Source organism: Stenotrophomonas sp. Y6, from assembly GCF_022436665.1.
Taxonomy (GTDB): domain Bacteria; phylum Pseudomonadota; class Gammaproteobacteria; order Xanthomonadales; family Xanthomonadaceae; genus Stenotrophomonas; species Stenotrophomonas acidaminiphila_A.
Window position 1 is genome coordinate 367,072 of sequence record NZ_JAKUKB010000001.1, and the last position, 22,877, is coordinate 389,948.

Below are 22,877 nucleotides of genomic sequence, written 5' to 3' on the forward strand. Positions count from 1 at the left end.
GGAAAAGGCCGCCCGAGGGCGGCCTTTTCGGTCACGGCGTCGTCAGGCGTCAGTGCATCATGTGGTAGTTCATGTTCCACATGACCCACAGCGTGCCGGCGACGATGATGCCGATCACCACCACGGTGAACAGGCCGGCGTTGACGTTCCAGCGCGCGGCCGAGGAGCGGTCCAGGTGCAGGAAGAACACCAGGTGGACCAGCAGCTGCAGCAGGCCGGAGACCAGGATCACCATCGCCGTGGCGAAGGTCGAGGACAGGCCGCCGCTCATCACCACCCAGAACGGGATGATGGTCAGGATGGCCGCCAGCACGAAGCCGATCAGGTAGGACTTGACGCTGCCGTGGCTCTCGCCGCCGGCACCGTGGGCGTGGTTGTCATGTGCGGACATCAGAGGGCTCCCGACAGGTAGACGACAGAGAACACGCCGATCCAGACCAGGTCCAGGAAGTGCCAGAACAGGCTCAGGCACGCCATGCGGGTCTTGTTGGTCTGGGTCAGGCCGTTGCGCTTGAGCTGGATGAACATCACCAGCAGCCACAGCAGGCCGGCGCTGACGTGCAGGCCGTGGGTACCGACCAGGGCGAAGAACGCCGACAGGAAGGCGCTGTGGTCCGGGCCGTAGCCCTGGTGCACCAGGTGGTTGAACTCCCAGATCTCCATGGCCATGAAGCCGGCACCCAGCAGCCAGGTGATGACCAGCCAGGTGAACATCAGGCCGACCTTCTTCTGGTGCATGGCGATCATGCCCAGGCCGAAGGTCAGCGAAGAGATCAGCAGCAGCGCGGTCTCGCCGGCCACGAACTTCAGGTCGAACAGCTCCTTGGCGCCCGGGCCGCCGTTGGTACCGCCGGCCAGCACCACGTAGGTGACGAACAGCGAGGCGAAGATGAGCAGGTCGCTCATCAGGTACACCCAGAAACCGAAGATGGTCTTCTCGCCGGTGTCGTGGTGGTGCTCGTGGTCGTGGCCATGGTCCGCCGCGTGCGCGGCGTGGCCATGGTTCAGCGTGTGGGCGGTCGTGCTCATGCCTTCACCTCGGTCTTCACCAGCCCCTGCGCTTCCAGGTGGCGGCGATGTTCGTTTTCGATGCGTTCCACTTCGGCGGCCGGCACCCAGTAATCCACGTCGTTGTCGAACGTGCGGTAGATGAAGGTGCCGATCATGCCGACCAGGCCGACGATGGCCAGCCACCAGATGTGCCAGATCATCGCGAAGCCGAACACCAGGCTGAACGCGCCGATCACCACGCCGGTGCCGGTGTTGCGCGGCATGTGGATGTCGCTGTAGCGGGCCGGCTTCGGCCAGGCTTCGCCACGCTGCTTGCGCTCCCAGAAGTCATCCAGTTCCTCGCCCTTGGGCAGCACGGCGAAGTTGTAGAACTGCACCGGCGAAGCGGTTTCCCACTCCAGCGTGCGCGCATCCCACGGGTCGCCGGTCAGGTCCACGTTCTTCTTGCGGTCGCGGATGGACACGATGATCTGGATGACCTGGCACAGGATGCCGGCGCCGATGATGAACGCACCGATCGCGGCGACCACGAAGTACGGCTGGTAGTCGGCGTTCGGATAGCTCTGCAGGCGGCGGGTGACGCCCATGAAGCCCAGCACGTACAGCGGCATGAAGGCCACGTAGAAGCCGATGAACCAGCACCAGAACGCACGCTTGCCCCAGGTCTCGTCCAACTTGAAGCCGAACATCTTCGGGAACCAGTAGGTGATGCCGGCGAACATGCCGAACACCACGCCACCGATGATCACGTTGTGGAAGTGGGCGATCAGGAACAGCGAGTTGTGCAGCACGAAGTCGATGGCCGGGATCGCCAGCATCACGCCGGTCATGCCGCCGATGACGAAGGTGACCATGAAGCCGATGGTCCACAGCACCGGCGAGGTGAAGTGCACGCGGCCGCGGTACATCGTGAACAGCCAGTTGAAGATCTTCACGCCGGTCGGGATCGAGATGATCATCGTCGTGATGCCGAAGAAGGCATTGACGTTGGCGCCCGAACCCATGGTGAAGAAGTGGTGCAGCCACACGATGAACGACAGCACGCCGATGCAGGCGGTGGCGTAGACCATGCCCTTGTAGCCGAACAGGGTCTTGCGCGAGAAGGTGGCGATGACTTCGGAGAACACGCCGAACGCCGGCAGCACCAGGATGTAGACCTCGGGGTGGCCCCAGATCCAGATCAGGTTGATGTACAGCATGGCGTTGCCGCCACCGTCGTTGGTGAAGAAGTGCATGCCCAGGTAGCGGTCCAGGGTCAGCAGCACCAGGGTGACGGTCAGCACCGGGAACGCGGCGATGATCAGCACGTTGGTCACCAGCGCGGTCCAGCTGAACACCGGCATGTGCATCAGCTTCATGCCCGGGGTGCGCATCTTGAGGATGGTGATGAAGAAGTTGATGCCGCTCAGCGTGGTACCCAGGCCGGAGACCTGCAGGCCCCAGATGTAGTAATCCACGCCGACGCCGGGACTGTATTCCTTGCCCGACAGGGGCGGGAACGCCAGCCAGCCGGTCTGCGCGAACTCACCCACGCCCAGCGAGATCATCACCAGGCCCGCGCCGGCCACGAACAGCCAGAAGCTGAGCGAGTTCAGGAACGGGAAGGCGACGTCGCGCGCGCCGATCTGCAGCGGCACGACCAGGTTCATCAGGCCGGTGATCAGCGGCATCGCCACGAAGAAGATCATGATCACGCCGTGGGCGGTGAAGATCTGGTCGTAGTGATGCGGTGGCAGGTAGCCCTCGGCGCCGCCGGCGGCGACGGCCTGCTGCAGGCGCATCATGATCGCGTCGGCGAAGCCGCGCAGCATCATGATGAAGGCGACGATCAGGTACATCGCGCCGATCTTCTTGTGGTCCACCGAGGTGAACCACTCGTTCCACAGGTAGCCCCACAGCCTGGCGCGGGTGATCAGGCCCAGCACCAGCAGGCCGATCAGCCCGGCGGCACCGAGCGTGACCATGATGATCGGCTCGTGGTACGGGACCGCTTCGATAGTCAGTTTGCCCAGCATTGTCATTCTCCCGAGGCGCCGTGCCCGGCGTGGGCGGCGTGCTCGTCAGCGTTGTGTCCAGCGGCATCGGCAGCGTCCGGCCGGCTGTCGCCCGCGTCGTGGCCCTCATGGCCCTCGTGGCCCGCGTGCGCGGCGGCGTCATGCGGCGCGGCCGCAGGGTCGTGCTTCTTCATGCCGAAGTGGTGGTTGTCGCCCATGTGGCGGGCCAGGATCCAGTCGAACAGGCCGGCTTCGGTGCGGCCGTAATAGGTCACCGGATACCAGTCATGGTTCTTCTCGGCGCCCAGGTCGGTGAACGCGGCCTTGTCCAGCAGCCTGTCGCTGGCGCGGACCTTGTCCAGCCAGGCGCGGTACTGCTCCTCGCTCACCGCATGCGCGGTGAAATGCATCTTGTTGAAGCCCGAGCCGCTGTAATGCGAGGCCATGCCCTCGAACGCACCGGCCTCGTTGGCGATCAGGTGCAGCTTGGTCTGCATGCCCGCCATCGAGTAGACCATGCTGCCCAGGCTGGGGATGAAGAACGCGCTCATCACCGTGTCGGAGGTGATCTTCAGGTTCAGCGGCGCATCGACCGGGAAGGTCAGCTCGTTGACCACGGCCACCTTCTCTTCCGGGTAGACAAACAGCCACTTCCAGTCCATCGAGATCGCCTCGACCACCACCGGGGCGCGCTCGGATTCGATCGGCCGGTACGGGTCCAGCGCATGCGAGGACCGCCAGGTCAGCACCGCCAGCACCAGCACGATCATGCACGGGATCGACCACACCACCACTTCGATGGCGGTGGAATGCGACCACTTGGGCTCGTAGCGGGCCTTGGTATTGGACGCGCGGTACTTCCACGCGAACGCCAGGGTCATCACGATCACGGGGACGACGACCAGCAGCATCAGCACCGTGGCGGTGATCAGCAGGGTCTTCTCGTCCTGGCCGATCTGGCCTTTGGGGTTGAGGATGGCCGCGTCGCAGCCCGCCAACAGCGCGGACAGGACAAGCAGCATGCCCGGACGCAGGCTGCGTCCAAGTGATTTCAACGGAATCATCGGTCGATCCAATTGCGAGGGGGGGCCTGGTCCGGCACTCCCTTGCACGCTTGCGCGAAACGACCACCCGGTGATGGACCACCGGGGAAAACGTATACGGGACTGCCGGATTCAGCGCGGCAATTCTAGGCTTCGCCCATCACTTTAGAAAGGCATTGACAATGATCCAGCGCAGCTGGAGCCCGATTCAGCATGCGACATGTTGTCGCACCCGCGCGCAGGGCGCGGATTCATGCCGCCTCCCGGTGGCCGGCGCCGGCCACCGGGGGGGCTTGCGGGGTCAGAAGCGGTAACCGACGCCCAGCATGACGCCGTTCACGGTCTGGCCGTCGCGGCGCTCGCCGACGTAGTCGAACATCACCGACAGGCGTTCGCTGGCGCGGCTGCTGACGCCCAGGTTCCACGACAGCAGCTGCTCGCCCACGGCCTGGCTGGCCGCACCGAAGGTCAGGTCCGGCGCCGCGGCGAAGGCCGAGGTGAAGCGGGCCTGCGAATCGCCCAGCTCCTGCTGCCACAGCACCCGCGCGTGCGGGGTGATGCGCTCGCCGTTGCTGCCATGGAAGCTCTTGAACAGCTGCAGGCCGGCGCCGACGCGCAGGCTCTCCAGGCTGCCGCTGCGGCCGCTCAGCGCGCCCACGGCCTGGCCTTCGTTGAAGCGGGCGTTGGACAGGCGGGTGTAGTCGACCACCGGCAGCAGCGGCTGCACCACGGTGCCGCCGGCGGTGGTGAACGACAGCCCGTGCTCCACGCGCGCCGACAGCGCGTCGCTGTCGTACTTGGCGCGCAGCGGGGCGTCCAGGCCGGCGATGCCGGCAATGCCGCGACGGGTGTCGTGGCGCAGGTCGGTATAGCGCACCGAGGCGGTCACGTAGCCCTTGGCATAGGCCGCGTCCAGGTAGCCGCCGATGTCCAGGGCACGCACGTCGCCGTGGAAATCCGAACCATCGCGGCCCTTGGCCGACATGTCGGCCGCGGCCACGCTCACGCCCAGCGCCACCTTGTCGTCGGCCACCCGGGTGTCGGCGCCGACCACGATGCCGCCGATGTTCTGCTTCATCCCGGCAACGTCGCCCTGCGCCTTGATCCGGCCCTGGGTGCTGAAGCCGCGGCCCCAGATACCGACGCCACGACGGCTGTCGCCGCCCTGCATGCCGCCCTCGCCTTCGCCATTGGCGGCCGGCTCGACCAGGTGCATGGCCAGCTGGCTGAACAGGCTGCTGCTGCCCATGCCCGGCTGCGCCGACGCCGCCTGCGCCGCACGCGCGGCCAGGCCATCGGCATCGCCACCGTTGCTGCGCATGTCGAACTGGTGGCGCTGGATGACGTTGCCGATGCTGTCGACCAGCGCGGCGTCGGCCAGCTGCAGGGTGGCGTGCGCGTCGCCGCGCAGCGCACCGGCCTGCTGCCGGATCACGTCGCGGTCGGAGAACTGCAGCGCGCCCAGCAGCGGCTTCATGCCGGCGCGACCGCTGTTGGCGGCCGCGGCCAGCGCGCGGCCCAGGCCATCGCCGGACTGCGTGTTGGCGAACAGCCCGGTCTGCTCGAAGCCGGTGTTGGCGGTCAGCCACAGGCCATCGGCGCTCTGGTGCACGTTGAAGCTCAGCAGCGAGTTGGCGCGCGGGCGGAACACCTCGCCGTCGACGATGCTGGCGCTGTAGGCGTCATCGCCCAGGCGCGCGACCTGCTGGAAGCCCTTGTAGGCCCCGGCCATGTAGATCGGGCCGTCGATCAGCTCGCGGGTGTAGTCGGCGCCATAGAAGCCCTCGGCCACGTTCAGCGCCAGCTGCGCGCCCGGCGCCACGACCAGCGCGCCCTCGTTCATGCCACCGTCGAAGAACCCGCCCACGCGCAGGCGGCCCGCGGCCGCGCCGCCGGCCTCGGTCACGTCGAAGGCCACCAGCGAGCCCGGCTGGATGTTGACGTAGCCATGGGTGGTGAGGTCGCCGCCACGCGGCATCAGCAGGCCATTGACGACCACGCGGCTGAAGCCGTCCTCGCGCCACGACGGCCCGGTGATGCCGAGCATGGCGTCCGAGTCGATGGTCGCCGAGCCGATGTCGCCATGGCCGACCAGCGCGCCGGCGCGCTGCACGCGCAGCTCGGTGGTGCGCAGGGCACCGCCCTCCAGTGCGATCGTGCCGTTCTCCACGCGCATCAGGTCGGCGCCGGTGGTGGCCGCGGTCCGCCATACCGCGCCGTTGCCGATGCTGATCACGCCGGCCGAGTCGGCCAGGGCCGAGGCATCGAGCTGGTCAAGCCGCAGCTTGGAGCCCAGCAGCGCCTGGATCCCCGGATCGCTCAGGTAATCCTGGAGCGAGAACTGGCCGATGCCGTTGGGGCCGTTCTGCGCCAGGTTGTAGATCGTGACGGCCAGGTTGATGTAGGTGGTGCCGTAATCGGCGTCGGTCCAGCGGGCGAAATCGTCGTCCACCAGCGCCTGCAGCAGCCGGCCGGTACGCAGGTAGCCGGGATTGATGTCGCCGGTCACGTTGGACGTCACCCGCAGGGTGTCGCCCGGGTTGCGGTAGTCGGCCGAGGTCATGATGTTGTTGTTGAACATGTCCTGGCCGGGGAAGGTCTCTTCCGCGCGGCCGGTACCGTCCGGATCGAAGCTGACCGAGTCGCCGTTGGTGCGCGCCGGGTCGGCGAACACCAGCAGGCCGTTGGGCTGGGTCACCTCGAACAGCGCCTTGTACAGCAGCCCCTCGTCCATGCCGCCGCCGTAGTTGCCGGTGTAGATGCCGAACATGCGCGGCGACGGCCCGTAGGTCACGCGGCCGCCGGAGCTGGCGGCGTGGATCTGCACCGAGTCCACTTCGGTCGGCAGGTCGCCGGCCATGTAACGCTCGACGCCACCGGACTGCATGATCGAGCAGGAAGAGATGCAGCGGCCGGAAACGATGGTGTTCAGGCCGGCGGTGCGGATCACCGCCTGCAGCCATTCGCCGCTGATCAGCGCGCCGCCGTTGGACGTGCGCAGCACCACCTCGCGGAACGGCCGCCCTTCGGCCTCGGCCTTGGCCAGCATCGCCGGCAGCGCCACGATGTCGGCCAGGGTGACGTCGCCGCTCAGGAAGATGCGGTCACCGTTGACGTGGACCGTCATCGCGCTCGCGTCGCCGGCCACACCGACAGCGGCGGTGGCCAGCAGTCCGGACAGCGCCATACTCAATACCGATCGTTTCATTCGCACTTCTCTCTCCATGGTTGCAGCGGTATTCCCGCTCATCCCGCGCCTGCGGGACCCCAGCAGAACGCGACGAGGCACCCACCACCCCCAGTCGCCCGGTCCGCCGGACATGAACGCGTTCATCAAGCCGCGCGGAATTCCCCCGGGGCTGCCCACCGGCGCCGCGCTGCGTACACTCTCCGCCATCTTCCGCATCGGATCCCCCGACTGTCCGCTTCCCGTGCCCCGGTCGATGGTGCCGCCCCCGCCGGCGATGGCTTCGCGCTGTTTCTGCGCGAACAGCGCGAGCCGCTGCGCGCCTTCCTGCGCGCGCGCGGCGCCGGCGAGGAGGACGCCGAGGACATCGTGCAGGACTGCATGGAGCGGCTGATCCGTTACCGCGGGCATCCACACACGGAGTTGAAGCTGCTGCTGTACCGGATCGCGCGCAACCGCCTGGCCGACCGTGGCCGTTCGCCGCTCGCCGCGCCACACCTGCCACTGGCCGAACAGGACCTGCCGACCGAGGCGCCGTTCACCACGCCAGGGCCGCTGCGCCAGGCCGAATCCGGGCAGATGCTCAATGCGCTGCGCCAGGCGCTGCTGAAACTGCCCGAGCGCTGCCGCGAGGTCTACCTGCTCAACCGCATCACCGGCATGAGCTACAGCCAGATCGCGCGCCACCGCGGCATCACCGCCAAGACCGTGGAAAAGCATGTCGCGCGGGCCCTGCAGGGGCTGCGCCGGGAACTGGGTGCCGACGCGTTCGGCATGGGCGGGGATGAATGAGCGGGCGCGATGCAGCGGCCGGCGACGCGCTGTTCGCGCGCGCCGCGGCCTGGGTGGCGCGGCTGGATGCCGCCGACTGCACGCGCGCCGAACGCGCGGCGTTCGAGGAGTGGCTGGCGGCCGATCCGGCGCGCGTACACGCCTGGGCCGAGGCCGAACGGCTGCACGCGCGCGCGGCCACGCTGCGCGATGACCCCTGGCTGCGCGCCGGCGCGCGCGCCGTGGTCCGGCGCCCTCTCTACCGGCGCCCGCTGTTCGGGCTGGCCGCGGCCGCGGCGCTGTGCCTGGCGGTGGGAACCGGCTGGGTACTGGCCACCGACGGCAGCCCCACCCCGCACACCTACGTCAACAGCGGCCTGGCCCCGCAACGCCAGGTGCTCGGCGACGGCAGCGTCGTGGTGCTCGATGCCCGCACCACCCTGACCGCCCGGTTCGGCTGGCGCAGGCGCGGCATCGAACTGCAGCACGGCCGGATGCAACTGCAGGTGGCGGCGTCGTCCCGACCGATGCGGGTGCAGGCGGGCAACAGCGTGCTGCGCGATATCGGCACCACCTTCCAGGTCGAGCTGCTGGACGATGGACATATCGACATCGCCCTGCTCGAGGGCGCCCTGGAGATCGACAGCCAGGGTACCCAGGGCATGCACGCGACGCTGCGCCCGGGGCAGCAGCTGCGGGTGCTGCGGTCGGGCCGGATCGAGCCCGCCCGCGCGCTTGTGCAGCCACAGGCCGAGGCCTGGCCGCAGGGCCGGCTGCTGTTCGACGCCACGCCGTTGCCGGTGGTGATCGCGCGGATGAACCGCTACACCACCACGCCGCTGGTCATTGGCGATCCGGCACTGGCGCCGCTGGCCGTGAGCGGCAGCTTCGCCGCCGGCGACCAGGCCGCGCTGCTGTCCGCGCTCGAACTGGGTTGGTCGGTCAGCGCGCGCACGCGCGCCGACGGTGCGCTCGAGCTGCGCGGCGAGCGCTGAACCGCGCAATGGGTACGCTGATCGACCGTCTGCGCCCGACCCTGTTGTGCCTGGCGTTGCTGGCCGTGTCGCCGGCCATGGCCGCGCCGGCGAGCGAGAAGGTGGAGTACCGGGTCGCGCGCGGCCCATTGGTGCAGGCCCTGCGCGAATGGTCGCGACAGGGCGACACCCCGCTGCTGTTCGACGCCCGCGAACTGGCCGGACTGGACAGCGCCGGGGTCGAGGGCACGCTGCCGCCGGTGGCCGCACTGGAACACCTGCTGCAGGGGCTGCCGGTCAGGCTGGCGCGCTCGCCGGCGGGCATATTCACCGTACGCCGCCAGCAGGCAGCGCCCCGCCCCGTCCGCAAACCCACCGCTGCGCCTGCGGCGGCGGCCGCGCCAGTGGTGACGGCGCCGGAGGTCGAGCTGGCGCCGCTGCACGTCACCGGCAGCCGCCTGCCGCGCACCTCGCTGCAGACCACGATGAACGTGGAGGTGATCGAGCGCGACGATATTCGACGCAGTGGCTACGGCTCGCTGTTCGACCTGCTGCGCCACCTGCCCGGCATGAACGGGCGGCCGCCGGTGGAAGGCGCGCGCGATGGCGATTCGCCCTACCTGCCCGGCGGCGCCGCGGCGGCCACCAGCCTGGACGGGATGGGGCCGCGCGCCACCCTGTTCCTGGTCAACGGCAGGCGCCTGCCGCGCTACCCCATGGTGTCGCTGCAGCAGGGCGCCCTCACCGACCTGGGCGGCCTGCCGCTGAGCTTCGTCGAACGCATCGAACTGGTGCGCGGCGGCGCCTCGGCCATCTACGGCGCCGATGCCATGGCCGGCGTGGTCAACATCGTGCTGCGCGACCACGCCGATGGCCCGGAGGCCATGCTGCAGACCGGCACCAGCAACCAGGGCGACGGCGCCCAGTACCGGGTACAGGCCGCCACCGGCAATGGCGCTGCCGGCGACGACTGGTTCCTCGGCATCGACCTGCAACGGACCGACCATGTCGCCGGCGACCGCCGCGGCTGGCACCGCGAACGGCAGCGCTATCCGATCGGCCTGCTGACCCGCGACGGGTATTACCTGCCGGCCTACCTGTGCCCGTCGGGCATGCGCGAGGACAGCGGCTGCTGGTACGACAGTTCGCGCCCGCGCTCGCTGCAGCCCGCCGCCTCCACCGCCGCCGCCTACGGCCATTGGCGGCACGACGCGGGCAACGGCCTGCACGCCCATGCCGAACTGCGCGCCAGCCTTGCCCGCCAGCGCTACGAACTGGGACCGACGGCGGCGGCCCTGCGCCTGGCCGACGGCAGCCTGATCAACCATGTGTTCCAGGAAGGCGGCAGCGTGCGCCCGGCGGTCCGCAGCCTCGAACTGGACCTTGCCGCCGGCATCGGCCGCGACCGCGGCGATGGCGGTTGGGAAGCCGGGCTGGGCCGGCAGCGCAGCGAAACCACGCTCTCGACCGAGGGCGCGGTGCGCACCGCGCGGTTGTTCGATGCCATGGCGGACGGCTACATTCCGGGCTTCACCGCGCTGGACCCGGCCCTGCGCGCGCAGTTGTTCCCGCGCAGCCGCAACCGCGGCCGCACCGACCAGTGGCTGGCGTGGTGGGGCGTGCGCCACGCCCTGGGCACGCTGGCAGGCGGTACCGCGCAACTGGCGACGGGCATCGACCTGCGGCACGAAACCTGGACCTCGCGCCCGGACCGGCTGCTCGAGGACGGCGAACTGGCGCTGGGCCTGCCCACCGACCGCCGGCGCCTTTCCAGCCAGAGCAACGCCGGCTACGTCGAACTGGGCCTGCCGCTGGCCGAGCCACTGCGCCTGGACCTGGCCGCACGGCTGGACCACGACGCCGGCGAATTCTCGTTCTCGCCGCGCGCCGGGCTGCGCTGGAACCCCTCGCCGGCGTGGTCGCTGCTGTTCTCGGGCGGCCGCGGCTACCGCGCACCGAGCCTGTTCGAACGACGCCGCCCACCGGGCTACTTCGGCGCCGAAGCCGTGCCATGGTCGCCCACGCTGCCAGCCTGCGCGCACCCCGTCGATGGCGCCTGCCTGGTGGACGTGCAGGTGGTGGAGAACACCGGCGTGCGCGCCGAAACCTCGCGCAACCAGAGCCTGGGCGCCATCTGGAGCCCAACGCCCGCACTCAGCCTGTCGCTCACCCACAACCGCGTCGAACTGCGCAACGAGATCCTGGCGCTGCGCCCGGCCGATGCCGGCTGGAACGCGGATACCTGGCTGATCGACGAGCGCGGCCGGCTGCAGTCGTTGCGCCTGTATTTCGACAACATCGGGCGCACCGTGTCGCGCAACTGGGTGCTGCACGGCGACTACCTGCGCAGCTCCGCCGCCGGGCAGTGGCGACTGTCGCTGGATGCGGTCCACCAGCAGACGCTGCGCCGTCGCGAGCGCGCCGGCAACCGCTGGATCGACCTGCGTGGCCACGCCACCCCGGGCACGGCGGCCAATGCCTCGCTGCACTGGCAGGGCGCGCGCTGGGGCAGTGCGCTGCATGCGCGCTATGCCGGCAGCACCCGCGCCTGGCCGGCCGCAGGCAGCTGCCCGGCGGCGCAGCGCGGCAACGACCAGTGCAGCAACCCGGCGCAGCTGCGCTGGAACCTGCACCTGGATCGCCGCATCGGCACGCGCATGACCGCGGCGCTGGACGTCCTCAACCTGCTCGACACCCAGCCGGTGAACTACCTGCCCGGCAACGGCGGCCTGTCCGCCGGCCTGGACGATCCGCTGGGGCGCTATTTCCAGCTCACCCTGCAGTTCCACTGACCGCCGCCGGCCGGCACGCGCGGCAAAACAAAAGGCCAGGCGCGGACGCCTGGCCTCTGGTTCGATGCTGGTGCCGGAAACAGGAGTCGAACCTGCGACCTACGCATTACGAATGCGCCGCTCTACCAACTGAGCTATTCCGGCGGAGCCGCGAATTGTAGGGGCTGGCCGGCGATGTGGTCAATCGACCAGGCGCAGGCGCAGTTCCTTGGGCAGCGCGAACACCATCGACTCCGGCTCGCCGGCCAGCTCGGCGACGCCGCCGGCACCGAGTTCGCGCAGGCGCTCGATCACGCCATCGACCAGCACCTGCGGCGCCGAGGCGCCGGCGGTCAGGCCGACGCGCTGCTTGCCGGCCACCCACTGCGGGTCGATCTCGTGCGCGCCATCGATCAGGTACGACTCCACGCCCTCGCGGCGGGCCAGTTCGGCCAGGCGGTTGGAGTTGGAACTGTTCGGCGAACCGACCACCAGCACCAGGTCGCACTGCTGCGCCAGTTCGCGCACCGCGTCCTGGCGGTTCTGCGTGGCGTAGCAGATGTCGTCGTTCTTCGGCCCCTGGATGGCGGGGAACTTGGCCCGCAGCGCGGCGATCACGCTGCGGGTGTCGTCCACCGACAGCGTGGTCTGGGTGGTGTAGGCAAGGTTCTCGGGCTGGCCAACGACCAGCGCGGCCACGTCGTCCTCGTCTTCGACCAGGTAGATCGCACCGGCCCCGGCTTCATTGCGCCACTGCCCCATCGTGCCCTCGACTTCGGGATGGCCCTCGTGGCCGATCAGCACCACGTCGCGGCCGGCGCGGCAATGCCGCGCGACCTCGAAATGCACCTTGGTCACCAGCGGGCAGGTCGCGTCGAACACCTTGAGCCCGCGCCGGTCGGCCTCGTCGCGCACCGCCTGCGACACGCCGTGGGCGCTGAAGATCACCGTGTTGCCGTCCGGCACCTCGTGCAGCTCCTCGACGAAGATCGCGCCGCGCTGCTTCAGGTCGTCGACCACGAAGCGGTTGTGCACGACTTCGTGGCGCACGTAGATGGGGGCGCCCAGCGTCTCGATCGCGCGCTTGACGATCTCGATGGCGCGGTCGACGCCGGCGCAGAAGCCGCGGGGGTTGGCAAGCAATACGTCCATGCGGCGATTCTAACGGCGGCAACGGGAAACAAGGGGAACCGGAGCGAAACCGCGCCGCGTCATTGCCCGCTCCCGGCGCCCTGTTCGCGCTTCTTCCCGTCGAACAGCCCGGACAGGGCGATGCCGATGGCGCCGGCCACGATCGCCGAATCGGCGATGTTGAACGACGGCCAGTAGTGGTCGCCGACATACCACTGGATGAAGTCCACCACGTGGCCGTGGAGCTGGCGGTCGATGACGTTGCCGATGGCACCGCCGATCACCAGCGCGTACGGCAGCGCCGCGCGCCAGTTGCCGCGCGCGGTGCGCGACAGCCAGAACGCCATCAGGCCACTGATGGCCACCGCCAACGCGGTGAAGAACCACAGCTGCCAGCCGCCGGCGTCGCTGAGGAAGCTGAATGCCGCGCCGGTGTTGTAGGTGCGGTACCAGTTCCAGAAGCCGTCGATCACCGGCACCGGCGTGAATTCGGGCAGGCTGGCCAGCACCCAGGCCTTGCTCCACTGGTCCAGGCCGATGACCGCCGCCGATACCAGCAGCCAGATCAATGCGTTGGGTTTGACAGCCTTTGCTTGCATGTAATGCGCCTGTAGTGGAGTGGCATGGGACGGAGGCGGCGCCATCGCGCGGCCTCCGTCCCGGGTAACGCCCGGGTCAGAACCAGCGGCGGTCTTCGCCGGCGCCATCGATGTTGCCGACGCAGCGGCCGCACAGCTCCGGGTGGTCGGCGTTGGCGCCGACGTCGCCGCGATGGTGCCAGCAGCGCACGCACTTGGCCTTCTCGGTCGGCTGGGCGCTGACGAACACCTCGTCGGTGGTCGCCGGGCGCACGCTCACGTCGCCGCTGATGAACAGGAAACGCAGTTCATCGGCCAGCGGCTGCCAGCGCACCGCCTGCTCCTGGCTGGCGGCCACGGTGATCTCGGCCTCCAGCGCGGCACCGATGGCGCCATTGGCGCGCATCGGCTCCAGTACCTTGGCCACCTGCTCGCGCAACGCCAGCAACTGCTCGAAGTCAGCGGCCGACAGCTGCGCGTCGGCCGGCAGCGGCGCCAGGCCGTCGTACCAGGTGGTGAACAGCACGTTGCCGGCATGCTCGCCCGGCAGGTAGCCCCACAGCTCGTCGGCGGTAAAGGTCAGGATCGGCGCGACCCAGCGCACGAACGCCTCGGCGATGCGGTACATCGCGCTCTGCGCCGAACGGCGCCCGCGCGAATCGGTCGGCATCGTGTACAGGCGGTCCTTGGTCACGTCCAGGTACAGCGAGCCCAGGTCCACGCTGCAGAAATTCAGCAGCAGCTGCACGATCTCGGCCATGTTGTAGCTGGCGTAGGCGGCCTTGATCTTCTCCTGCAACTCGAACGCGCGGTGCACGATCCAGCGGTCCAGCGCCACCATGTCCTCGAGCGGGCGCAGGTGCCGCGACGGATCGAAGCCGTCCAGGTTGCCGAGCAGGAAGCGCGCGGTGTTGCGCAGGCGCCGGTAGGCGTCGGCATTGCGCTTGAGGATCTCCTGCGACAGCGACATCTCGTTGCTGTAGTCGGCCGAGGCGATCCACAGGCGCAGGATGTCCGCGCCCAGCGTGCGCATGATTTCCTGCGGTTCGATGCCGTTGCCCAGCGACTTGGACATCTTGCGGCCGTGCTCGTCCACGGTGAAACCATGGGTCAGGCACTGCCTGTACGGCGCCGCCTTGTCGATGGCCACGCCGGTCAGCAGCGAGGACTGGAACCAGCCGCGGTGCTGGTCCGAGCCTTCCAGGTACAGGTCGGCCGGCTTGCCGAAACCGCGCGCCAGCAGCACCCCTTCATGGGTGACGCCCGAGTCGAACCAGACGTCGAGGATGTCGGTGACCTTCTCGTACTGCGCGGCCTCGTCGCCGAGCAGCTCGGCCGGGTCCAGCGAGTACCACACGTCGATGCCGCCGTCCTGCACGCGGTCGGCCACCTGCTGCATCAGCTCGACCGTGCGCGGGTGCGGCTGCCCGGTCTCGCGGTGGGTGAACAGCGCGATCGGCACGCCCCAGGTGCGCTGGCGGCTGATGCACCAGTCCGGACGGCCATCGACCATGCTGGCGATGCGCGCCTTGCCCCAGCCCGGGAACCAGCCGACGTTGTCGATCGCGGCCATGGCATCGGCGCGCAGCCCGGCCTTGTCCATCGAGATGAACCACTGCGGGGTGGCACGGAACACCACCGGCGTCTTGTGGCGCCAGCAGTGCGGGTAGCTGTGCTGGATCTCGGCGAACGCCAGCAGCGCGCCGTTGCCGCGCAGCACGTCGACGATCAGCGGCTGCGCCTTCCACAGGTGCACGCCGGCCAGTTCGACGTCGCCGGCCGGCGGCGTGGACGGCAGGTAGACGCCACGGCCATCGACCGGGTTGATCTGGGCGGCGGTGTACGCATCCATCACCCCGTACTGCTGGCTGACCGCGAAGTCCTCCTGGCCGTGGCCGGGCGCGGTGTGCACCGCACCGGTACCGTCGGTATCGGAGACATGCTCGCCGTTGAGCAGCGGCAGGTCGCGCCCGGCGTAGAACGGGTGGGCCAGCAGCTGGTTCTCCAGTGCCGCGCCCCTGGCATGGCCGTGCACGACCACCTCGGCCACGCCGTAGCGGGCCAGCGAACGCTCGGCCAGCGCCGCGGCCAGTACCAGCCAGCGCGGCCGGCCGTCGTGGGCCGGGCCTTCGACCAGCGCGTACTCGATGTCCGCGCCCAGCGACACCGCCAGCGAGGCCGGCAGGGTCCACGGGGTGGTGGTCCAGATCGGCACCGCCACCTCCACCCCGGCCGGCAGAGTGACGCCGAAACGGGTGGCCAGCTGCTGCGGATCGCGCGCGGTGTAGGCCACGTCGATCGCCGGCGAGGTCTTGTCCTGGTATTCGATCTCGGCCTCGGCCAGCGCCGAGCCGCAGTCGAAGCACCAGTGCACCGGCTTGGCGCCGCGCACCAGGTGGCCGTTGGCGACGATCTTGGCCAGCGCGCGGATCTCGTTGGCCTCGAAATCGAAGCTCAGCGTCTTGTACGGGTTGTCCCAGTCGCCGATCACGCCCAGGCGCTTGAAGTCGGCGCGCTGCAGGTTGATCTGCTCCTCGGCGTACTCGCGGCACTTCTGCCGGAACTGCCCGGCATCGAGCTTGGTACCGACCTTGCCCCACTTCTTCTCGACCGCGATCTCGATCGGCAGGCCATGGCAGTCCCAGCCCGGCACGTAGGGCGCGTCGTAGCCGTCCAGGTAGCGCGACTTGACGATGATGTCCTTGAGGATCTTGTTGACCGCGTGGCCCAGGTGGATCTGGCCGTTGGCGTACGGCGGGCCGTCGTGCAGCACGAACAGCGGCCGGCCCTTGGCGTTTTCGCGCAGCTGCGCGTAGATGCCCTGCTCTTCCCAACGCGCCAGGATGCCCGGCTCGCGCTTGGGCAGGTCGCCGCGCATCGGGAATTCCGTCGCCGGCAGGTGGAGGGTAGCTTTGTAGTCTTGGGTCACGGGTACTTACCCTTGCGCGGCAGTTATTGAAGAGTCCGCACAGGGATGTGCGGGCTGTTGCGGGGGACTCGCATTTCCGGCGTCCGCACAGGGATGTGCGGGCTGTTGCGAGGGACTCGCATACTCGTTGAGGAGGGTGCGCGCCTGTTCGGCATCGTGGTGCATCTGCGTGGTCAACGCCGGCAGATCGTTGAACTTCTCTTCGTCACGCAGCTTGGCGACGAACTCGACCTCGATGTGGCGGCCGTACAGGTCGCCCTGGAAATCGAACAGATGGGCTTCCAGCAGCGGCTCCACGCCCTGCACGGTCGGGCGCGTGCCGAAGCTCGACACCGACGGCCACGGTTGCTCGAAGACGCCGTGCACCCAGGTAGCGTAGATCCCTGAAAGTGCGGGCGTCCGCGGGAAACGCAAGTTGGCGGTCGGGAAGCCCAGGGTGCGCCCGAGCTGCTGCCCGCGCACCACCCGGCCGCCGATCGTGTACGGGCGGCCCAGCAGGTCGGCGGCCTGCCCGAATTCACCGGCCACCAGCAGTTCGCGGATGCGGGTGCTGGAAATGCGCTCGCCGTTCAGGTGCACCGGCGCGATCTCGCCGGCGGCGAAGCCCAGCTCGGCGCCCATGGCCTGCAGCAATGCCAGGTCGCCGCCGCGGCGATGACCGAAGTGGAATTTCGGGCCGATCCAGACCTCGCGTGCGCCCAGCCGGCGCACCAGCATGCCGCGCACGAAATCCTCGGCGGTGATGGCCGCCATCTTCGCGTCGAAGCGCAGCAGGCCGACGCTGTCGATGCCCAGCCCGCGCAGCGTGGCCACCTTGTCGCGGGCCAGCATCAGCCGCGGCGGCGGGGTGTCGCGGGCGAAGAACTCGCGCGGCAGCGGCTCGAAGGCCAGCGCCACCGCCGGCACGCCGAGCGCGCGCGCGCGCTCGACCGCGTGGCGCACCAGCACCCGGTGGCCCCTGTGCAGGCCATCGAAGGCACCGATGCAGACCACGCTTCCCTGCGGGAACAACACCCCGCCCTCGACGTCTCTAAACAGCCTGCTCATTCAAACCCGGATCCGGCCCTGGCGGGCCGGCGCTTTGCCATGTGTAGCCGGGAAGTATAGCGGCGGCGCGGGCACGGCCGCCTCACTGCTCGCGCAGGTCGCGCGGGCGGAAGCCCATGGCGAGCATCGCCAGCAGGTAGGTCAGGCCGCCGCCGCCCACCAGCAGCGCCAGGCTGCCGATGCGCTGCCACTTGTCCATGCCGCCAAAGCCGGGCAGCCAGTGCAGCAGCCCCAGCAGCACCGCGCTCATGGCCGCGCACGCCACGACCAGACGCAGCACGTAGCCGCCCCAGCCCGGGCGGCGCTGGTAAACCCCGGTCCTGCCCAGCCAGTACCACAGCAGTGCCAGGTTCAGGTAGCTGGACAATGCGCTGGCGATGCCCAGCGCCAGGTGCAGGCCCGGTTGCGCCGCCAGCGCCGCCATCACGCCCTGCGCCTTCAGTGCCTCGGGCACCATCACCTGGTACAGCACCGCCAGCAGGACGAAGTTGAACACCATGTTGGCCACCAGCGCGGCCACGCCGGCGCGCACCGGGGTCCTGGTGTCCTGGCGCGAATAGAACGCCGGCAGCACCACCTTCAGCAGCGCGAACGCCGGCAGGCCGAAGCTCAGCCCGTAGACCGACAGCGCGGTCATGCGGGTATCGAAATCGGTGAATTCGCGGTACTGGAACAGGGTGGCGATCAGCGGCTGGGCCAGCAGCAGCAGGCCGAGCATGGACGGCACCGCGATCAGCAGGGTCATGCGCAGGCCCCAGTCCAGCGCGTTGGAGAAGCCCTCGCCATCGGTCTTGACGTGGTGCCGGGCCAGCGCCGGCAGGATCACCGTGCCCAGCGCCACCCCGAACACCCCCAGCGGCAGCTCCAGGAAACGGTCGGCCAGCGACAGCCAGGACTGCGAACCGTCGCTGAGCCGGGCCGCGATCACCGTGTCCAGCATCAGGTTGATCTGCGCCACCGACGAGCCGAACAGGGTCGGCACCATCAGGGTCAGTACCTTGCGCACGTCGGGATGGTTCCAGCCCCAACGCGGCAGGGTCAGCAGGTTGATGCCCTTCAGCGACGGCAGCTGGAACAGCAGCTGCAGCACGCCGGCCACCAGCACCGCCCAGCCCAGGGCCAGGATCGGCACCTCCAGCCGCGGCGCCAGCCACAGCGCGCCGGCGATCATGCACAGGTTGAGGATCACCGGGGTCAGCGCCGGCATCGCGAACTTCTGGAAGCTGTTCAGCGCCCCGCCGGCCAGCGCGGTCAGCGACACGAACAGCAGGAACGGGAAAGTCAGCCGCAGCAGGTCCACCAGCAGGCCGTACTTGACCGGGTCGGCGGCGTCGGCATCGGCGAACAGCCAGGCGATCTGCGGGGTGAAGATCAGGCCCAGCGCGGTCAGCACCAGCAGCACCCCGCCCAGGGTGCCGGACACCCGCGCCATCAGTTCGCGCAGGTCGGCGTGCGGACGGGTCTCCTTCACTTCGGTGAACACCGGCACGAAGGCGGTGGCGAACGAACCCTCGGCAAACAGCCGGCGCAGGAAGTTGGGCACGCGGAACGCCACCCAGAACGCGTCGGTGGTGGCATTGGCACCGAAGGTGATGGAAATCGCCTGGTCGCGGACCAGGCCCAGCACCCGCGAGATCATCGTCATGCTGCTGAACGACAGCAGCCCCCGCAACATGCGCGGTGAACTCACCCACGGCCCCCTTGACAACTTGACTTGACGTTCATTCGGCCAACCATCATACTTGCGTGCTTGCTGTTCCCACCATACCGATTTTCAGGAAACCACCACCGTGGCCAATATCAAGTCCGCCAAGAAGCGCGCCAAGCAGACCGTTGTGCGCAACGCGCGTAACACGGCTCAGCGTTCGATGCTGCGCACCGCCGTCAAGAAGGTGATCAAGGCTCTGGATGCCAATGACGCCGCCGGCGCCGAGGCTGCCTTTGCTGTCGCCCAGCCGATCCTCGACCGTTTCAGCGCCCGTGGCCTGATCCACAAGAACAAGGCCGCCCGTCACAAGAGCCGCCTGACCGCCCGCATCAAGGCCCTCAAGGCCGCCTGATCGGCGCGATCACCGGGAGCCGCCCGGCTCCCGACGCGAAAAGCCCGGCTCCGGCCGGGTTTTTTGTGTCCGCCATCCAGGGCGGACACCCTTCGGGCCATCGACAGGCGATGTCGGAAACCGCTCCCGGCGGTTTCCTTGTGCCCGCCATCCAGGGCGGACACCCTTCGGGCCACCGACAGGCGATGTCGGAAACCGCTCTCGGCGGTTTCCTTGTGCCCGCCATCCGGTAACGACGACCCTGCGGGCCATCGGCAGGCAATACCGGAAACCGCTCCAGGCAGCTTCCCTGTGCCCGCCTTCCATCGCCGACCCGCTGCGGACCATGGCGACTGGCCAGGTCGAAAGCCGCTCCCGGCGGCTTCCGGGCACTGCCCCTCCACCGATCACCAGCCGGGCCGCCGACCGAAGACCTGGGAAGCCCCTCCCCCTGCGGATTTCTGCCGCCCGGCGCCGCGAGGCATCCGGCAGCTGCCGTGACGGCATGGGCGGAGCCCATCGGAAAGGGGCATCGCGGCCGCAACCGCGCCCCCACGAGCGGGCGCCGGGGGCGCGGACAGGAACGAAAAACCCGGCCGCGGCCGGGTTTTTCGCGCGTTCCGGGGCAAACGCCGCCTCAGCCCTGCGCTTCGCGCGCCTCGGCCTCGAGCAGCTTCTGCTGGTCGAAGAAGGCCATGATGTCCTTCATGATCGGCCAGGTGCCCTCGCGGCCCAGCGCCGAGACCAGGTACCACGGACCGGTCCAGCCCAGCTCCTTGACCACCTGCTCGGCCGCGGCCCGCGCCTCGTCCTCGAACATCAGGTCGGCCTTGTTCAGCACCAGCCAGCGCGGCTTCTCCAGCAGCGCCGGGTCGTGCTTGCCCAGCTCGCGCTCGATCGCGCGCACCTGCTCGACCGGGGAAACGCCTTCCACGCCCCCCTCCATCGGCGAGATGTCGACCAGGTGCAGCAGCAACCGGGTGCGCTGCAGGTGGCGCAGGAACTGCGCGCCCAGCCCGGCGCCATCGGCCGCACCCTCGATCAGGCCGGGGATGTCGGCGATCACGAAGCTGCGGTAGTTCTCCACCTTGACCACGCCCAGGTTCGGGTACAGGGTGGTGAACGGGTAGTCGGCCACCTTCGGCGTCGCCGCCGAGACCGCGCGGATCAGGGTGCTCTTGCCGGCATTGGGAAAGCCCAGCAGGCCGACGTCGGCCAGCAGCTTCAGCTCCAGCTTGAGCAGGCGCTGCTCGCCCTCCTCGCCCGGCAGCGCCTGGCGCGGCGCACGGTTGGTGGAGCTCTTGAAGTGCATGTTGCCCAGGCCGCCCTTGCCGCCCTTGGCCACCAGCAGGCGGTCGCCATGGCGGGTCATGTCGCCGATCACCTCGTCGGTGTCGACATTGATGACCACGGTGCCGACCGGCACGGTGATGACCAGGTCTTCGCCGCCCTTGCCGTAGGCCTGGCGGCCCATGCCGTTCTCGCCGCGCTGCGCCTTGAAGATGCGCTCGTGGCGGAAGTCGACCAGGGTGTTCAGGTTTTCGTCGGCGCGCAGCCAGACGCTGCCGCCGTCGCCGCCGTCGCCGCCGTCCGGCCCGCCAAGCGGAATGAACTTCTCGCGGCGGAAACCGACGCAGCCATTGCCGCCGTTGCCGGCGATTACAGAGATTTCGGCTTCATCAACGAGTTTCATCTTGGTATCGCAAGGTTCTCAGAATTACTTCGGCCCGCAGCACCGGCGCGTCCTGCGCCGCGCCGGCGGCGCGGTACAGGCGCACGATGCGGCGGGGGTTGCCCCGCCCGTCGGGCAGGAAATAGTGATGGGAGACGCGGTATTGCGCACCTTCCAGCAGCTCCGCGTCGTCCAGTGGACGCCCCTGCGCATCGCGCGCCAGGACCTGGCGGCGCTTGTGCACGGGGGCGCCATCGGGCGCGACGCTGGTGGACTCTTCCAGCTCGACCCGGTTGGACGCACCAAGGGTCAGGGTTCTTTCAAAGTCCTCGCGACCTTCGATGCCCGGACGCTGGCCTTTATAGCGCAGGGTGCGCGTGGCGCCAGCATAGCGGACCGTGCCCTCGCCCATCGGCCAGTCCGGTTGCCCGCTGCCCTGCGGCGCCCGCAGCCAGATCCGCACCGTGGCCGGCGGCGCGCGCCCATCCTCGCCGTACGCCATGTGGACTTCCCAGCCGCGACTCCCGTCCCAGCTGAATACCGTGGTGCGCAGCCAGCCGTCGGCATCGAAATCGCCACGGGCACTGCTGCGCTCGACGCCCCCGGCACCGGGCGCCGGCCGCCAGCCCTGCGGATCGGCCAACAACGCCGGCAACTGCGGCGAACCCGGCGGAAGGGCCAGGGTATCAGCCTGCAGCGATGCCAGCGGCCCGGTCACGGCCAGGGTGTCACGGTCGCTGGGAATGTCGGCCGCGCATCCCGCGCAGGCCAGCAGGCCGCACAGCAGGGCCACAGCCCGGTAACGGATCACCTTCCCTGCCTCCTGCCATGCGCGGCCCGCGGGACCACCTGCAAACGAGAAGCCCCGCCGAAGCGGGGCTTTCGTCGGCGGCGCCCACGCCGTGGCCCGGGCGCCTGCACGTGCGGAAGATCAGGCTTCCGCGACGACGCTGACGGTGCGGCGCTTCTTCGGGCCCTTCACCGTGAACTCGACCTTGCCGTCGACCAGCGCGAACAGCGTGTGGTCACGGCCCAGGCCGACGCCGGCGCCCGGGTGGAACTGGGTGCCGCGCTGACGCACGATGATGTTGCCGGCTTCGATGGCCTGGCCGCCGAAGATCTTGACGCCCAGGTACTTCGGGTTGGAGTCGCGGCCGTTGCGCGAGGAGCCTACGCCCTTTTTATGTGCCATGACGGATTCTCCTTGGATTAGCCGGCGATGCCGGTGATTTCGATTTCGGTGTAGTACTGGCGATGACCCTGGCGCTTCATGTGGTGCTTGCGCCGGCGGAACTTGATGATCTTCACCTTGTCGGCGCGGCCGTGGGCCACGACCTTGGCGGTCACCGAAGCGCCCTTCAGGGCATCGCCGATCTTGATGCCGTCGGCGTCGCCGAGCATCAGGACGGTGTCGAACTTGATCTCGCTGCCGGCTTCGGCTTCGAGCTTCTCAACGCGGAGGGTCTCACCCTGCGCGACGCGGTACTGCTTGCCGCCAGTTACCAGGACTGCATACATGGGATGTCTCTTCTGTAGTTATTCTTGGGATCTGCCCACCATCGAGGGCGGACAGAAGCGGAATTTTACCGGCACCAAGCCGCCCTGGTCAAGTCGCCCCCGGGGCGGAAAACCCGTGCCTGAACAACGGCCTGCGCCCGGCCCGGGCGCAGGCGTGCGCGCTGGCAATTCCGGCAATTGCCCCCAAATCCCAAGCTCGCTAGGCTGATCGA

At 69.1% G+C, this 22,877-nt stretch carries 18 protein-coding genes and 1 tRNA gene; 4 read left to right on the plus strand and 15 right to left on the minus strand.

From position 1 onward, the window contains the following. Positions 1–49 precede the first annotated feature (49 nt). From cyoD to MKP15_RS01770, 5 genes are all read right to left on the minus strand, one after another. Positions 50–391 (minus strand): cytochrome o ubiquinol oxidase subunit IV, encoded by a 342-nt coding sequence (gene cyoD / locus MKP15_RS01750; RefSeq protein ID WP_054664221.1) that lies wholly within the window; start codon positions 389–391, stop codon positions 50–52. Further along, complete coding sequence (cyoC, locus tag MKP15_RS01755) at positions 391–1,029, minus strand: cytochrome o ubiquinol oxidase subunit III (protein ID WP_054664219.1); 639 nt, start codon at positions 1,027–1,029, stop codon at positions 391–393. The genes cyoD and cyoC overlap by 1 nt, the downstream gene beginning before the upstream one ends. Beyond that, on the minus strand, positions 1,026–3,026 hold the full coding sequence (gene cyoB, locus MKP15_RS01760) for a cytochrome o ubiquinol oxidase subunit I (protein WP_104938368.1): 2,001 nt from the start codon (positions 3,024–3,026) through the stop codon (positions 1,026–1,028). Before cyoB ends, cyoC begins: the two co-directional genes overlap by 4 nt. A 2-nt stretch (positions 3,027–3,028) precedes the next feature. Beyond that, positions 3,029–4,069 carry a ubiquinol oxidase subunit II gene (gene cyoA, locus MKP15_RS01765; protein ID WP_240211594.1) on the minus strand — a complete coding sequence of 347 codons (1,041 nt, stop codon included), beginning with the start codon at positions 4,067–4,069 and terminating at the stop codon, positions 3,029–3,031. Positions 4,070–4,349: 280 nt separating this feature from the next. Then, positions 4,350–7,256: an autotransporter outer membrane beta-barrel domain-containing protein gene (locus MKP15_RS01770; RefSeq protein WP_240211595.1), complete on the minus strand. Its 2,907-nt coding sequence runs from the start codon at positions 7,254–7,256 to the stop codon at positions 4,350–4,352. A gap of 273 nt (positions 7,257–7,529) precedes the next feature. Here MKP15_RS01770 and MKP15_RS01775 point away from each other — a divergent pair, with 273 nt between their 5' ends. From MKP15_RS01775 to MKP15_RS01785, 3 genes are read left to right on the plus strand one after another with little or no spacing between them, the layout of a single operon-like run. After that, positions 7,530–8,027 (plus strand): RNA polymerase sigma factor, encoded by a 498-nt coding sequence (locus MKP15_RS01775; RefSeq protein WP_161614152.1) that lies wholly within the window; start codon positions 7,530–7,532, stop codon positions 8,025–8,027. Next, entirely contained in the window at positions 8,024–9,001 is a 978-nt protein-coding gene (locus MKP15_RS01780; RefSeq protein WP_240211596.1) for a FecR domain-containing protein, read from the plus strand. Before MKP15_RS01775 ends, MKP15_RS01780 begins: the two co-directional genes overlap by 4 nt. 8 nt (positions 9,002–9,009) lie before the next feature. Beyond that, complete coding sequence (locus MKP15_RS01785; RefSeq protein WP_240211597.1) at positions 9,010–11,772, plus strand: TonB-dependent receptor; 2,763 nt, start codon at positions 9,010–9,012, stop codon at positions 11,770–11,772. A 68-nt stretch (positions 11,773–11,840) separates the two neighbouring features. Here the strand turns inward: MKP15_RS01785 and MKP15_RS01790 are convergent. The 6 genes from MKP15_RS01790 to murJ form a co-directional block, all read right to left on the minus strand. Further along, a tRNA-Thr gene (locus tag MKP15_RS01790) sits at positions 11,841–11,916 on the minus strand. A 36-nt stretch (positions 11,917–11,952) separates the two neighbouring features. Continuing rightward, the gene (ispH, locus tag MKP15_RS01795) at positions 11,953–12,903 is read right to left on the minus strand and encodes a 4-hydroxy-3-methylbut-2-enyl diphosphate reductase (protein ID WP_161614130.1); all 951 of its coding nucleotides are present in this window, start codon (positions 12,901–12,903) and stop codon (positions 11,953–11,955) included. Positions 12,904–12,962: 59 nt separating this feature from the next. Then, on the minus strand, positions 12,963–13,481 hold the full coding sequence (lspA, locus tag MKP15_RS01800) for a signal peptidase II (RefSeq protein ID WP_240211598.1): 519 nt from the start codon (positions 13,479–13,481) through the stop codon (positions 12,963–12,965). A gap of 76 nt (positions 13,482–13,557) precedes the next feature. Then, positions 13,558–16,389 (minus strand): isoleucine--tRNA ligase, encoded by a 2,832-nt coding sequence (gene ileS / locus MKP15_RS01805; protein ID WP_240211599.1) that lies wholly within the window; start codon positions 16,387–16,389, stop codon positions 13,558–13,560. Between the two features lie 6 nt (positions 16,390–16,395). Next, positions 16,396–17,436 carry a bifunctional riboflavin kinase/FAD synthetase gene (locus MKP15_RS01810; RefSeq protein WP_240211600.1) on the minus strand — a complete coding sequence of 347 codons (1,041 nt, stop codon included), beginning with the start codon at positions 17,434–17,436 and terminating at the stop codon, positions 16,396–16,398. Between the two features lie 82 nt (positions 17,437–17,518). Beyond that, on the minus strand, positions 17,519–19,111 hold the full coding sequence (murJ, locus tag MKP15_RS01815; RefSeq protein ID WP_240211601.1) for a murein biosynthesis integral membrane protein MurJ: 1,593 nt from the start codon (positions 19,109–19,111) through the stop codon (positions 17,519–17,521). 115 nt (positions 19,112–19,226) lie between these two features. Between murJ and rpsT the strand changes: the two genes are divergently transcribed. Beyond that, entirely contained in the window at positions 19,227–19,496 is a 270-nt protein-coding gene (gene rpsT, locus MKP15_RS01820; RefSeq protein ID WP_054664179.1) for a 30S ribosomal protein S20, read from the plus strand. Positions 19,497–20,112: 616 nt separating this feature from the next. Here the strand turns inward: rpsT and obgE are convergent. The 4 genes from obgE to rplU all read right to left on the minus strand — a co-directional run bounded on the left by obgE (position 20,113) and on the right by rplU (position 22,665). Continuing rightward, a complete protein-coding gene (obgE, locus tag MKP15_RS01825; RefSeq protein WP_161614127.1) occupies positions 20,113–21,168 on the minus strand; it encodes a GTPase ObgE in 1,056 nt (351 codons plus the stop codon). Then, positions 21,155–21,940, minus strand: a complete 786-nt coding sequence (locus MKP15_RS01830) for a hypothetical protein (RefSeq protein WP_240211602.1) — start codon at positions 21,938–21,940, stop codon at positions 21,155–21,157. Before MKP15_RS01830 ends, obgE begins: the two co-directional genes overlap by 14 nt. 138 nt (positions 21,941–22,078) lie before the next feature. Beyond that, positions 22,079–22,339, minus strand: coding sequence for a 50S ribosomal protein L27 (gene rpmA, locus MKP15_RS01835; RefSeq protein WP_104938357.1), 261 nt, complete (start codon positions 22,337–22,339; stop codon positions 22,079–22,081). A 17-nt stretch (positions 22,340–22,356) separates the two neighbouring features. Further along, the gene (gene rplU / locus MKP15_RS01840; RefSeq protein ID WP_054664165.1) at positions 22,357–22,665 is read right to left on the minus strand and encodes a 50S ribosomal protein L21; all 309 of its coding nucleotides are present in this window, start codon (positions 22,663–22,665) and stop codon (positions 22,357–22,359) included. Between the last annotated feature and the right edge of the window lie 212 nt (positions 22,666–22,877).

Excerpts from the sequence above, each read along its gene's own strand:
- cyoD (WP_054664221.1), bottom strand. The coding sequence starts at position 391 with ATGTCCGCACATGACAACCACGCCCACGGTGCCGGCGGCGAGAGCCAC.
- cyoC (WP_054664219.1), bottom strand. The coding sequence starts at position 1,029 with ATGAGCACGACCGCCCACACGCTGAACCATGGCCACGCCGCGCACGCG.
- cyoB (WP_104938368.1), bottom strand. The coding sequence starts at position 3,026 with ATGCTGGGCAAACTGACTATCGAAGCGGTCCCGTACCACGAGCCGATC.
- cyoA (WP_240211594.1), bottom strand. The coding sequence starts at position 4,069 with ATGATTCCGTTGAAATCACTTGGACGCAGCCTGCGTCCGGGCATGCTG.
- MKP15_RS01770 (WP_240211595.1), bottom strand. The coding sequence starts at position 7,256 with ATGAAACGATCGGTATTGAGTATGGCGCTGTCCGGACTGCTGGCCACC.
- MKP15_RS01780 (WP_240211596.1), top strand. The coding sequence starts at position 8,024 with ATGAGCGGGCGCGATGCAGCGGCCGGCGACGCGCTGTTCGCGCGCGCC.
- MKP15_RS01785 (WP_240211597.1), top strand. The coding sequence starts at position 9,010 with ATGGGTACGCTGATCGACCGTCTGCGCCCGACCCTGTTGTGCCTGGCG.
- ispH (WP_161614130.1), bottom strand. The coding sequence starts at position 12,903 with ATGGACGTATTGCTTGCCAACCCCCGCGGCTTCTGCGCCGGCGTCGAC.
- lspA (WP_240211598.1), bottom strand. The coding sequence starts at position 13,481 with ATGCAAGCAAAGGCTGTCAAACCCAACGCATTGATCTGGCTGCTGGTA.
- MKP15_RS01810 (WP_240211600.1), bottom strand. The coding sequence starts at position 17,436 with ATGAGCAGGCTGTTTAGAGACGTCGAGGGCGGGGTGTTGTTCCCGCAG.
- murJ (WP_240211601.1), bottom strand. The coding sequence starts at position 19,111 with ATGTTGCGGGGGCTGCTGTCGTTCAGCAGCATGACGATGATCTCGCGG.
- obgE (WP_161614127.1), bottom strand. The coding sequence starts at position 21,168 with ATGAAACTCGTTGATGAAGCCGAAATCTCTGTAATCGCCGGCAACGGC.
- rpmA (WP_104938357.1), bottom strand. The coding sequence starts at position 22,339 with ATGGCACATAAAAAGGGCGTAGGCTCCTCGCGCAACGGCCGCGACTCC.
- rplU (WP_054664165.1), bottom strand. The coding sequence starts at position 22,665 with ATGTATGCAGTCCTGGTAACTGGCGGCAAGCAGTACCGCGTCGCGCAG.